The sequence below is a fragment of the Acinetobacter sp. CAU_H_78 genome, from assembly GCF_058599365.1.
In genome coordinates this window covers 1,699,053-1,710,820 of the sequence record NZ_CM178652.1, presented here as the reverse complement: position 1 = coordinate 1,710,820, position 11,768 = coordinate 1,699,053, and the positions used below count along the sequence as shown (strand labels likewise).

Here is an 11,768-nt window from a genome sequence, read left to right as displayed (position 1 = left end):
TGGTAATGATTTGATAGTAATTATTTATCAATAAATAAATATTTGATTTTTATATTTATTTTAATAATAAAAATTGCAATATTAAATATAGCTATTGTTTCTAAGTCTTAATCCTTCTTTTAAATCAAATTACCACAAGTCCAATTCCGACCATTGTAGTGGTATATATTTTCTGGTTATAGGCAGACAATTCCCCTGCAAGCTCAGTCAAACAATAGGCAAGCTGTTTACTGCTGGAGAGGAATCATGGCATCAATACAACAAAATAAATTACAAAAGTTTTTAGTCATATTTTTATGTTTTTGGGTGGCATTTTTCGAGGGCTTCGATTTGCAAGCGCCGGGTATTGCTGCAAAAGGAATTGCTGAAACATTTAGCCTTGGTCAAGTTGAAATGGGTTATGTCTTTAGCCTTGGTGTATTCGGTATGTTATTTGGTGCGTTCTTTGGAGGACGTATTGCAGATTACTTGGGGCAAAAGAAAGTACTGATGCTTTCAATCTCAATCTTTGGTGCATTCATGGCATTAACTGCTGTAGCAACAAGTATTGAGGTATTCTATATTGCGCGCTTTCTAACGGGTTTAGGTTTGGGGGCTGCAATGCCAACCATGATTTCAGTTGTAGGTGATGAAGCGACTGAAGCTAATCGCGGTAAATTAAACAGTTTGATGTATTGCGGTTTACCTGTAGGGGCTATTTTTGTAGCAGGCTTAGCAATTTTCTTTAAAGATATTTCTTGGCATACCTTATTCTTAATTGGTGGTTTAGCGCCGTTGCTATTACTTCCATTTATGGCATTTATCTTAAAAGAAAAAGCACAAACCCATACTAAAAAACAAATCGTTCCGCCAATGGTAGAGGTTTTGTTTAAAACTGAACAATATAAACGTACCATACCACTGTGGGTAGGTTTCTTCTTTACCTTGATGATTAACTACATTCTGATCAGTTGGTTGCCGAACTTATTAATGGAACAAGGTTTATCAAAACCACAAGCGTTTAGTATTATGCTGATCTTCCAAGTAGGGGCATTGGTAGGTACGCTTGGTTTAGGCTTTATGCTGGATCGTTTGAAACTTTGGCAGATGGCAGCAATTATCTATGTTGGCTTAGCTGTTGCACTGATCTTGTTATTTACAAGTAAAGTCATTCCATTACTTATTCTTGCTGGCTTGATGGGTGGGATTTTCTCAACAGGTGGTCAGTCGATTCTTTACGGCATTTCGCCAATTTTCTACTCAGACACAGGTAAAGTAACAGGCGTGGGTAGTGCAATTTCTCTGGGACGTTTAGGTGCAATGACTGGGCCATTATTGTCAGGGAAAATCTTGGCACTCGGTTTGGGGACTACCGGTGTATTGATGGCAAGTTTGCCAGCAGTGATGATTTCAGCTGTAGCAGTGACTGCTTTGTCTAAATACAAATCTAAAATTAAATAAATATTTGCAAATTTAAAAAAGGTGGCTCATTTTAAGCTGCCTTTTTTTATGTTTGTAGCTTATGCATTGTTAATGGCTTTGATAACATTATGTCAAACAGCATTTGATGAAGATTATGTCTTACCAACTCGTCGAACTTGATATCCAAGCCACTGACAATATTGCTTGCCCTCATTGCCATCAAGACATCATTAATTGGCGAGAAGAACAATATGTCCAACCTTGCGAACATACGCTCTTTATCGCTATGGATATCGGTTTTGAATACATTACCGATGAATTTGAGCAAACCATGCAAAAAACGGTTGATGAGCTACATACCAATGATGACATCGTCAATATGTTCGAAGAAATCACTACAAGTACTTATCCGAATTATCTGATTTTAAAATCGGATCTAGGCGCGGCAGGTTATTCGCGTTATATCGGTTTAACAGTGTAAGAATCTAACTATTATATATAAGAAATAAAAAAGCACCCTTGGGTGCTTTTTTAATTTCAGGCCTGGCCTTCGACTTCTTCTACTTCATCGTCATCCGCACTGTCCATGCCGAGTTCTTTCAGCTTACGAGTGAGTGTGTTACGTCCCCAACCTAAAAGTTCGGCTGCATGACGCTTACGACCACGGGTTTGTTGTAGTGCAGCATTGATGAGTGTGCGTTCAAACATTGGTGTAGCCACATCTAACAGCTTCATTTCACCGTTTTTCAGTTTCTGGATCGCCCATTGACCCAGTAATTCATCCCAATGATGCGGCGCAATCTGATTTAGGTTTGGAATTGGAGCACCCGGATCTTGCTGCTGAATTGGAATCTGCTTCAATTCAGGTGGCAGATCTTCTGGATAAACCTCACGACCGGTAATCATCACAGTCAGCCAGCGACAAGTATTTTCAAGCTGACGCACGTTACCTTGCCAAGGTAGCTTTTGCATATATTCCTGAGTTTCAGGACGTAAGATTTTAGGATTTACACCCAGTTCTTTACCTGCACGCGCGAGGAAATGCTGTGCCAACATCGGAATGTCTTCTGAACGATGCGCCAGTTTAGGAATATGAATACGAATCACGTTTAGACGATGATATAAGTCTTCACGGAAGCGGCCGTCATGTACCAGCTTTTCCAGATCCTGATGCGTTGCAGCCACAATACGTACATCAACTTTAACCGGAATGTGACCACCAACACGATAGAATTCACCATCTGCCAGGACACGTAACAAACGCGTTTGTGTTTCAAAAGGCATGTCGCCAATTTCATCCAGGAACAGCGTACCGCCGTTGGCCTGTTCAAAACGGCCCTGACGTTGCGTATTTGCACCGGTAAAAGCGCCTTTTTCATGACCAAACAATTCAGTTTCAATCAGGTCTTTTGGAATTGCCGCCATGTTCAGTGCAATAAACGGTTTATTGCTACGCGGTGAATGGCGGTGCAGGGCATGCGCTACCAGTTCTTTACCTGTACCGGATTCACCATTAATCAGCACGGTAATATGTGATTGAGATAAACGGCCAATCGCACGGAACACTTCCTGCATCGCAGGCGATTCACCAATAATCTCAGTTGACTGAATCGTTGGTGCAGATTTGGCAGATTCTTGCTGCTGTAATTTGGTGATATGCAAAATCGCACGATTAACCAGTGCCAATGCTTCATCAATATCAAATGGCTTTGGCAGATATTCAAAAGCACCCGTTTGATAGCTGGACACCGCAGATTCCAGATCTGAATGTGCTGTCATAATAATAACTGGCAGATCAGGATTGGTATTTTTTACTTTGCCTAAAAAGGTTAGACCATCGATCCCTGGCATACGGATATCGGTCAGGATCACATCAGGTGCATCGACACCCAATTGATCAAGTGCTGATTGGGCTTCTTCAAAACTGGTAACGTCGAAACCTTCTTCTTTAAATGTTTTTTCTAGTACCCAACGCATGGCACGATCGTCATCAATCACCCATATTTTATTTCGCGACATGATCTGACTCCCAAGGTAAAAATAAGCTAAATACGGTTTTTCCTGGAACTGACTGGCATTCAATCATTCCGTTATGTTGATGCATAATATTTTGAGCAATGCTGAGACCTAGTCCGGTACCTTTGGCACGGCTGGTCACCAGCGGGTAGAACACGGCTTCGATAATATCGTCTGGAACACCAGGACCATTATCTTCAATGTCGATTCGAACCACAGATCGGTGAATCACACCACTAATGGTATAAAGACGCTGAATCCGGGTTCTTAAAATGAGTTCCGGTTGATGCTCGACAAAGAAATCCTTGTTTTCTGTCATCGCCTGAACGGCATTCACGCAGATATTTAGCATGACCTGAATGAGCTGATCACGATCTGCCAGAACTTCCGGTAGGGACAGGTCATAGTCCCGGGTAATTTTAATTTTCTTTTTAGTCTGATTCACGATCAGTGAGCGGACACGTTCTAAAGGCTCATGCACATTGACCATTTCATAGCTTGGTAGCTGGCGTGAACCGAGCATGCTATCTGCCAGATTTCTCAGGCGATCCACTTCACTAATAATAATGTCAGTGAACTCTTTATATTTTGGATCTTCAAGGCTACGTGCCAGAAGCTGGGTTGCACCACGAATGCCACCGAGTGGATTCTTGATCTCATGTGCAACACCACGAATTAATTGGCGCGCGACTTGGTGCTGCTGGATATAGTTTTCTTCACGAGAGATTTTCAGCATACGGTCACGCTGATTCAGCTCGATCAGCAATAAAGGATGATTTGGCTTGCCCGCATTGAGCAGGGAAACTGTATAGTCCACATGAATGTCTTTAAAGTTAACGATGATCGTCGCCTCACGGCGAGTATAAGGTTGGCCTGTGTGCAGCGTGTTATATAGAGATTCTTCAGTATTGAATTCATCTGTCGGCGCTTGAAGTATGTTCAATACCGGCGTACCTGATGCGCGTAACAAGCTGACATCAAACATAGCCTCGCAGGCTGTATTTAAGTAATAAATATTCAGATGACTATCAACCAGCATAATGGCAGTGGTCAGGTTGTCCACCAAAAGGCGATAGTCGATGGAAAGAGGCTGATCCATTAGCGGTGGTTTTCCTGTATTAAAATGGCGCAATGGCATCTTCATAAAGCAAAATAACAATTTCAAAGTTCAGATTTGAGGCAAATTAAGCAAGATGCACGCCAACTTTAGAACTCTTGTTAAAATTTTGCTGAAAAATGCACGAAATCTGACGGGGATGCCCAATCAAACTCAGGTATAACGGATTAAATTGAGGCTGTAAACCTAAAATGATTCATTTTGGTGCATAAGCTTTTATATTGAATATTTTATGGCGTTATTTTAGTGCGTGATGCAAAGAGTGGCCATTTCAACTATTTTTATGATGCGAAAAGACATACAATACGCGCATTCTAGTGGAGCGCAGATTCATGAAGTCCCCCAAAGTCGGTTTTGTATCTTTAGGTTGTCCTAAGGCATTGGTAGATTCTGAACGAATTTTAACTCAGTTAAAGACTGAAGGTTATGATGTCGCATCGGATTATGACGGTGCTGATTTAGTAGTAGTAAATACCTGTGGTTTTATTGAATCTGCAGTACAAGAGTCTTTAGATGCCATCGGTGAAGCGATGAGCGCGAATGGTCGTGTTATCGTAACAGGTTGTCTAGGAAAAGACGAAGATAAAATTCGCCAAATGCACCCGAATGTCCTGAAAGTGACGGGTGCAGCAGCATATGAAGAAGTGATGGATGCGGTACATGAGTATGTTCCTGAGCCGCCAAAACACAATCCATTTATTGATCTGGTGCCTGAGCAGGGTATCCGTTTAACCCCTAAACATTATGCATACCTGAAAATATCAGAAGGCTGTAACCACCGTTGTACCTTCTGCATCATTCCAAGCATGCGTGGTGATCTGGTTTCCCGTCCAGTCGGTTCTGTGCTTGAAGAAGCTGCGGCACTGAAACGTTCAGGTGTCAAAGAAGTACTCGTGATCTCCCAAGATACTTCTGCTTATGGTGTCGACACCAAATACAAACTGGACTTCTGGAACGGCCAGCCAGTTAAAACCAAATTCTATGACATGTGTGAAGCATTGGGTCAATTGGGCATCTGGGTGCGTCTGCACTATGTCTATCCATATCCACACGTAGATGCCGTGATCGATTTGATGGCTCAAGGCAAAATCCTGCCTTATCTGGATATTCCATTCCAGCATGCCAGCCCAAGAATCCTGAAACTGATGAAACGTCCAGCGCACAGTGAAAATACACTGGAGCGTTTAAAAGTATGGCGTGAGAAATGTCCTGACCTAGTCATCCGTTCTACATTTGTGGTGGGTTTCCCGGGCGAAACGGAAGAAGATTTCCAGATGCTTCTGGACTGGCTGAAAGAAGCACAACTGGATCGCGTTGGCTGTTTTACTTATTCACCAGTTGAAGGTGCGACAGCGAATGATCTTCCAGACCATGTGCCGGAAGAGATCAAGCAAGAACGTTATGAACGTTTCATGCAGGTTCAGCAGGAAATTTCAGCAGCGAAGCTACAAAAACGTATTGGCCAGAAAATGACTGTGCTAGTCGATGACCTGGAAGAAGAATTCCCGGTTGCTGTAGCACGCTCATATGCGGATGCGCCTGAAATTGATGGTAATGTTTTTGTTGAAGATATCGACAAAAGTGTGATTAAGGCAGGGGATTTGCTTGAAGTCGAAATCACTGATGCAGATGAATATGATTTATTTGCTAAGCTGATCTCAATCAAGTCTGCTTAAGATTTTGAATTAAAAGAATTTATATTAAATAATTTGGAGTTTGATGATGTTGGATTCTAAAAAGCCACGATTTGGTCGCATCCTGCTAAAGCTATCTGGTGAAGCACTGGCAGGGAACAAAGACATGGGTATTGATGCACAAGTGCTCGATCAGATGTCACTTTCTATTGCGCATCTCGTGGGTTTGGGTGTACAAGTCGGTATCGTCGTGGGCGGTGGTAACCTGTACCGTGGTAGCCAGTTGCAAAAAGATGGTCTGGTAGGTCGTGTAACCGGTGACCAGATGGGTATGCTGGCAACTGTCATGAACGGTCTGGCATTACGTGATGCTTTGGTACGCCGTAATATCAAAACCCGTTTGATGTCTGCATTACCGATTGGTGCAGTGGTTGAATCTTATTCTAGCCGTGATGCGATTCGTCATCTGACTCAAGGTGAAGTGTGCGTATTTGTAGCGGGTACAGGTAATCCGTTCTTTACTACGGATACAGCAGCTTGTTTGCGTGGTATCGAGATTGAATCTGACCTGATCCTGAAAGCGACTAAAGTTGATGGTGTTTACAACAAAGACCCAAGCAAATACGAAGATGCAGTGAAATACGATACATTGACATTTGATCAGGTGCTGGACGAGAAGTTGGGCGTCATGGATTTAACCGCGATCTGCCTATGTCGTGATCATAATGTGCCACTTCAAGTATTTGACATGAACAAATCTGGCGCATTGCTTTCAGTAGTGATGGGTGAAAAAGAAGGAACTCACGTCACCAATTAATGACGTGAGCTACAAAGCCCTTTATACTACCTCCTAATTTGGTAAATACATCTTTTAAGAATTAAGTAAGGAAGATCATATGATTAACGATCTTAAAAAAGACGCAGAAGAGCGTATGAACAAGTCTCTTGACTCGTTAGAACATGGTTTCGCTAAAGTTCGTACCGGACGTGCGCATCCATCAATTTTGAACGGCGTCATGGTTCCTTACTACGGCTCTGATGTGCCATTGAATCAGGTTGCAAACGTAGGCGTGGAAGATTCACGTACATTGCTAGTTCAACCATTTGAACGTTCAATGGTTGCTGCGATTGATAAGGCGATCCGTGAGTCTGATCTTGGTTTGAACCCGATTACTGCTGATGCGATCCGTGTACCGATGGCTGCACTAACTGAAGAAACCCGTCGTGACATGCAGAAAGTTGCACGTAACGAAGCTGAAAATGCCAAAGTTGCGATCCGTAATATCCGTCGTGATGTATTGGGTGACATCAAAGCATTGTTGAAAGAAAAAGAAATTTCTGAAGATGATGAACGTCGTGCATCTGACGAAATTCAGAAAATCACAGACAAATTTGTTGCTGAAGTAGACAAACGCTTGGCTGCGAAAGAAGCTGAATTGATGAAGGTCTAATTCATCAATGACCGCTTCTGAAGAAAATTCCCGTCTTCCAAAACATGTTGCCATCATCATGGATGGCAACAATCGTTTTGCCAAAAAAAATCAGATGCAGAAAGGCGATGGACACCGTGAAGGAAAAACGGTTCTAGACCCGATTGTTGAACATTGTAGAAAAAGAAATATCCAGGCTTTAACGGTCTTTGCATTCTCCAGCGAAAACTGGAACCGTCCCCAATATGAGGTCGACTTGCTCATGAAGTTGTTGGAAGACACGATTCATGAACAGTTGCCACGGATGCAAAAATTTAATATTGCTTTACGTTTTATTGGTGATCGGTCGCGTTTATCTCCTGAACTGCAAGCATTGATGTTGCAAGCAGAACAAAGGACTGCTAATTTCGATAGTATGACGCTTACCATTGCAATCAGCTATGGTGGAATGTGGGACATGGCACAAGCTGCGAAGCAGATTGCTGCGGATGTTTTAACAAATAAATTAGATCTTGAAGCAATTGATACTGATGTGTTCGGTCAATATGTCAGTTTGAGTGACTTGCCGCCTGTTGATCTGCTGATTCGTACCGGTGGAGATTTCCGCCTGTCCAATTTCCTGCTCTGGCAGGCAGCATATGCAGAGCTGTATTTTACTGAGACCTTATGGCCAGAATTTACTGTAGAGGAATTCGATGATGCACTTGCTGTATTTGGCGGGCGCGAACGTCGTTTCGGTAAAACATCAGAGCAGATTTTTCAAGAAAGACTTGAGAATTAATACACATGTTTGAGCGGATTATAACCGCATTGGTGCTGGTTGCAGTCGTACTAAGCTGTATGTTTGCGACCAAATCACAATATCCAATGTTCGCATTGATGGTTGTGGCTGCCGGGGTGGCAGGCTATGAGTGGTTTAAACTCATGCCGCGAAAATGTAAAAATGTAATCAAGCCAGTGGCGTGGGGCTATGGTCTACTGACTGCAGCCTTATCTGCACTGGCTTTATACTATTGGGATGTGGCCTTATTGTTGTGGTCAGCATCTATTCTGACCTGGTTGCTAAGTATCTACTGGGTTAAAACCTATCCTGATTATGATGGCTGGTACAATGTCAGCTTGCACGGCATCGGGATTGTGCTGGTTTCTGCTGCTGTTACAGCAATCTTCTCGGTTTGGCTAAACTCCCCGTGGTGGTTGATGTACCTGTTTCTGCTGGTATGGGGTGCAGACAGTGGCGCTTACTTTGTTGGACGCAAGTTCGGCAAGAAAAAACTCGCACCAAATGTCAGCCCAAACAAGTCGGTAGAAGGCCTATATGGCGGTATTCTTACCTCCATGCTCATCGTGGTTGCCGTCGCTTCACTTTATCTGGATATGACCTGGCCAGAGCTATGTCTATTCCTGATTCTTTCTGTTATTACCGTGTTTAGTTCAGTGCTAGGTGACCTGTTTGAATCCATGATTAAGCGTCGTGCTGGAATCAAGGATTCGGGCCGTATTTTGCCGGGTCATGGTGGTGTACTAGATCGTATTGATTCTTTGCTTGCTGCAGCTCCTATCTTTGCAACAGGCATATATGTTTTAAAACTTATTGGCGTAGATTTATAAATGTCACAAGCTGTTTGTATACTGGGTGCTACAGGTTCAATTGGTCAAAGTACTTTAAAAATTTTGCAGCAACATCCTGAAGCTTACTCGGTTTTCGCTGTGACAGCGCAAAGTCGTATTACTGAGCTGGCAGAAATCTGTCAGCAGTATCGTCCTAAGGTGGCGGTAGTGCCTGCAAATAAAGTCGATGAACTTTCTGAGCTGCTACAAGTACAGGGCTTATCAGATATCGAAATTCTTCAGGACGAAGCGGGCTTAATTTTAGTCGCAGAGCATGCGGATGTTGATATCGTGATGGCAGCAATTGTCGGGGCGGCGGGCCTGCTTCCTACATTGGCTGCAGTCAAAGCGGGTAAGCGTGTCCTATTGGCCAATAAAGAAGCCTTGGTCATGTCCGGCGACATCATGATGCAAGCTGCGCGAGATTATGGTGCATTATTATTGCCAGTCGACTCTGAACATAATGCGATTTTCCAGTGCCTGCCTCAAAACTACTTTGATGCCGAACGTAATGGTCAACCTAAGCTCGGTGTTCATCAGATTTTACTGACTGCTTCTGGCGGTCCATTCCTGAACCATTCGCTTGAACAATTGCATGATGTGACGCCTGCTCAAGCCTGCAAACATCCAAACTGGTCAATGGGGCAAAAGATTTCCGTAGATTCCGCTACTTTAATGAATAAAGGGCTGGAACTTATCGAAGCGTGTCATTTGTTTGCAGTTCAAGAACAATTTGTTACAGTTGTTGTGCATCCACAGAGTATTATTCATTCCATGGTGCAATATGTAGACGGGTCGACATTGGCACAAATGGGCAACCCGGATATGGGCACGCCAATTGCACATGCTTTAGCATGGCCACAACGGATCAGTACTCATATCCCGGCTCTGGATTTGTTTAAGCATTCACAGCTGAATTTCCAGGAACCGGATGTGGTTCGTTTTCCGGCACTGAAATTAGCGCGTCAAGCCATGAAGAGTGGTGGGATTGCGCCTACAATTTTAAATGCGGCCAATGAAATTGCAGTTGCTGCATTTTTAAATCAGCAAATCAGATTTACCCAAATTCCTCAGGTGGTTGAAACTGTCCTGAACCAGATGGACAATCAACCAGCACACGATCTGGATACTATTCTGCATGCAGATCACACAGCACGAGGTTTATCACAGCAATATGTTGTGAATAAAGGAAGTTAAGACATGAACGCCTTGTTTATTATTGCAGCCGCAATCCTATTACTCGGTCCCTTAATTGCGATTCACGAGTTTGGTCACTACATTGTGGCACGTAAACTGGGCGTTAAAGTACTGGTCTATTCCATTGGCTTTGGGCCAACCCTCCTAAAATGGACTTCCAAAAAGTCCGGTATCCAATATCAGCTTTCAGCTTTGCCTTTGGGTGGCTATGTCAAAATGCTAGACGAGCGTGAAGGCAGTGTGGCAGAAGAAGACTTGCCTAAAGCCTTTAACCGTCAGCATCCCTGGAAACGTATTGCCATCGTTGCTGCGGGTCCTCTCATTAATTTGCTTTTAGCCGTTGTCCTGTTTTGGGTGCTTTTTTTACCTGCACAAGAACAGCTGAATACTCGCGTAGGCAAGGTCTTACCAAACACACCGGCAGCCGCAGTACAGATGCAGCAGGGCGATAAAATCGTCGCTGTAGATGGTACACAAGTCGAAACTTGGGAAAAACTGAGTTATGCCTTGGTGGATCGTGTGGGTGAAACTGGTGTGGTCTCGATTCAGGCAGACCGTGCGGGTGAAAACAAGATATTCCAGTTACCAATTCAAGACTTTCTTAAAGATCAAAGTCAGTCACCCCTTGATACACTAGGTTTCTTGCCATATCGTCCGGAAATTCCGGCTGTGGTGAGCAAACTGAGTGAAGATGGTGCAGCCATTCGTCAGGGTCTTAAAGAAGGTGACAAGATTCTGGCCATTGATGGTGTACAGATGAAAGACTGGTTCGATGTGGTACAGGTTGTACAGGCATCACCAGAAAAATTACTTAAGATAGATGTATTACGTGGTAATCAGGTCGTGCATCTTCAGGTCATGCCGCAAGGCAAACGTGACAATATGGGGAATGTAACCGGTATGCTCGGAGTTCAAAGTGATCCGGGCAAGGTGACAATTCCTGCTGAATATAAACAGACGATTCACTATACGCCTGTTGAGGCGATGGTGATGGCCTTTGACAAGACAGCACATCTGTCTTCAATGATTCTGAACTCGATCGTCAAAATGGTACGTGGTCTGATTGGTCTGGATAATCTTTCTGGCCCGATTACCATTGCCAAAGTGGCGGGACAAAGTGCGGAAATGGGTTGGGAAACTTTTATTTCCTTTATGGCGCTAATGAGTGTAAGTTTAGGGATATTAAACTTATTGCCAATCCCAATGCTTGATGGCGGACATCTGGTTTATTATTTTATCGAATTAATTCGTGGTAAACCTGTTTCTGAACAAATACAATTGGTTGGATTAAAAATTGGTATGGTACTGCTTGGCAGTATGATGCTTTTGGCATTATTTAATGACTTTATGCGTTTATAATAA

The 11,768-nt window shown here is 43.2% G+C and carries 11 protein-coding genes; 9 read left to right on the top strand and 2 right to left on the bottom strand.

All coding sequences use genetic code 11. The features are described from left to right. The first annotated feature begins 246 nt into the window (after positions 1-246). The gene (gene mhpT / locus AC4MCD_RS08335) at positions 247-1,440 is read left to right on the top strand and encodes a 3-(3-hydroxy-phenyl)propionate transporter MhpT (RefSeq protein ID WP_491875889.1); all 1,194 of its coding nucleotides are present in this window, start codon (positions 247-249) and stop codon (positions 1,438-1,440) included. A gap of 115 nt (positions 1,441-1,555) precedes the next feature. After that, a complete protein-coding gene (locus tag AC4MCD_RS08330; protein ID WP_419365727.1) occupies positions 1,556-1,882 on the top strand; it encodes a hypothetical protein in 327 nt (108 codons plus the stop codon). A 56-nt stretch (positions 1,883-1,938) separates the two neighbouring features. Here AC4MCD_RS08330 and glnG read toward each other — a convergent pair whose 3' ends face one another. Both glnG and glnL read right to left on the bottom strand, forming a co-directional pair. Then, a complete protein-coding gene (gene glnG, locus AC4MCD_RS08325) occupies positions 1,939-3,420 on the bottom strand; it encodes a nitrogen regulation protein NR(I) (protein ID WP_005235270.1) in 1,482 nt (493 codons plus the stop codon). Then, a complete protein-coding gene (gene glnL, locus AC4MCD_RS08320) occupies positions 3,407-4,516 on the bottom strand; it encodes a nitrogen regulation protein NR(II) (RefSeq protein WP_125278343.1) in 1,110 nt (369 codons plus the stop codon). The genes glnG and glnL overlap by 14 nt, the downstream gene beginning before the upstream one ends. A 350-nt stretch (positions 4,517-4,866) precedes the next feature. Here glnL and rimO point away from each other — a divergent pair, with 350 nt between their 5' ends. The 7 genes from rimO to rseP all read left to right on the top strand — a co-directional run bounded on the left by rimO (position 4,867) and on the right by rseP (position 11,765). Further along, positions 4,867-6,210: a 30S ribosomal protein S12 methylthiotransferase RimO gene (gene rimO, locus AC4MCD_RS08315; RefSeq protein ID WP_004786172.1), complete on the top strand. Its 1,344-nt coding sequence runs from the start codon at positions 4,867-4,869 to the stop codon at positions 6,208-6,210. Between the two features lie 46 nt (positions 6,211-6,256). Continuing rightward, positions 6,257-6,985 (top strand): UMP kinase, encoded by a 729-nt coding sequence (gene pyrH, locus AC4MCD_RS08310; RefSeq protein ID WP_004786170.1) that lies wholly within the window; start codon positions 6,257-6,259, stop codon positions 6,983-6,985. Positions 6,986-7,064: 79 nt separating this feature from the next. After that, a complete protein-coding gene (gene frr / locus AC4MCD_RS08305) occupies positions 7,065-7,619 on the top strand; it encodes a ribosome recycling factor (RefSeq protein WP_005235283.1) in 555 nt (184 codons plus the stop codon). A gap of 7 nt (positions 7,620-7,626) precedes the next feature. Then, complete coding sequence (uppS, locus tag AC4MCD_RS08300) at positions 7,627-8,379, top strand: polyprenyl diphosphate synthase (RefSeq protein ID WP_419365726.1); 753 nt, start codon at positions 7,627-7,629, stop codon at positions 8,377-8,379. Between the two features lie 5 nt (positions 8,380-8,384). Further along, a complete protein-coding gene (locus AC4MCD_RS08295; protein ID WP_004786167.1) occupies positions 8,385-9,209 on the top strand; it encodes a phosphatidate cytidylyltransferase in 825 nt (274 codons plus the stop codon). Further along, positions 9,210-10,406 carry a 1-deoxy-D-xylulose-5-phosphate reductoisomerase gene (gene ispC / locus AC4MCD_RS08290; protein ID WP_419365725.1) on the top strand — a complete coding sequence of 399 codons (1,197 nt, stop codon included), beginning with the start codon at positions 9,210-9,212 and terminating at the stop codon, positions 10,404-10,406. Positions 10,407-10,409: 3 nt separating this feature from the next. Next, on the top strand, positions 10,410-11,765 hold the full coding sequence (gene rseP, locus AC4MCD_RS08285) for an RIP metalloprotease RseP (RefSeq protein WP_419365724.1): 1,356 nt from the start codon (positions 10,410-10,412) through the stop codon (positions 11,763-11,765). Positions 11,766-11,768 lie beyond the last annotated feature (3 nt).

Coding starts and splice junctions, on each gene's coding strand:
- glnL (WP_125278343.1), bottom strand. CDS start 4,516: ATGGATCAGCCTCTTTCCATCGACTATCGCCTTTTGGTGGACAACCTG.
- rseP (WP_419365724.1), top strand. CDS start 10,410: ATGAACGCCTTGTTTATTATTGCAGCCGCAATCCTATTACTCGGTCCC.
- ispC (WP_419365725.1), top strand. CDS start 9,210: ATGTCACAAGCTGTTTGTATACTGGGTGCTACAGGTTCAATTGGTCAA.
- rimO (WP_004786172.1), top strand. CDS start 4,867: ATGAAGTCCCCCAAAGTCGGTTTTGTATCTTTAGGTTGTCCTAAGGCA.
- pyrH (WP_004786170.1), top strand. CDS start 6,257: ATGTTGGATTCTAAAAAGCCACGATTTGGTCGCATCCTGCTAAAGCTA.
- AC4MCD_RS08295 (WP_004786167.1), top strand. CDS start 8,385: ATGTTTGAGCGGATTATAACCGCATTGGTGCTGGTTGCAGTCGTACTA.
- mhpT (WP_491875889.1), top strand. CDS start 247: ATGGCATCAATACAACAAAATAAATTACAAAAGTTTTTAGTCATATTT.
- glnG (WP_005235270.1), bottom strand. CDS start 3,420: ATGTCGCGAAATAAAATATGGGTGATTGATGACGATCGTGCCATGCGT.
- AC4MCD_RS08330 (WP_419365727.1), top strand. CDS start 1,556: ATGTCTTACCAACTCGTCGAACTTGATATCCAAGCCACTGACAATATT.
- frr (WP_005235283.1), top strand. CDS start 7,065: ATGATTAACGATCTTAAAAAAGACGCAGAAGAGCGTATGAACAAGTCT.
- uppS (WP_419365726.1), top strand. CDS start 7,627: ATGACCGCTTCTGAAGAAAATTCCCGTCTTCCAAAACATGTTGCCATC.